A 276-nucleotide genomic window follows, 5' to 3' on the forward strand; every position below is an offset into this window, starting at 1 on the left:
GGGTACAACCTTGCGCTCGCAGTCGCGTTCGACCTCGATGCGCGTCGAGTGGACGACGTATTCCCCGGCGAAGCCGACTGCGATGGATGGTTCGTCTCGGCGCCCGTGGAGTCCGGGCTGGACGTCGCCGCGCTCGAAGACGCGCCGACGCACGACCTAGCCATTGCCAGAGCAGTCGACGCGTTGGGATTGCACGCCCTCTTCATGGCCCGCGTTGCAGGGAACGGCGCCGGCTAGCTCCAACGTCCCACCGGCCTCGCGAGATCCTTGGCTCGG

General features: G+C 67.8%; 1 protein-coding gene. It reads left to right on the top strand.

All coding sequences use genetic code 11. The annotated features are described in order from the left end of the window. A partial coding sequence (locus VJI94_RS08325; RefSeq protein ID WP_324009020.1) for a hypothetical protein occupies positions 1-237 on the top strand: 237 nt, incomplete at its 5' end. Positions 238-276: the final 39 nt, after the last annotated feature.

The sequence above is a fragment of the Parvimonas sp. D9 genome, assembly GCF_035282565.1.
GTDB lineage: Bacteria > Bacillota > Clostridia > Tissierellales > Peptoniphilaceae > Parvimonas > Parvimonas micra.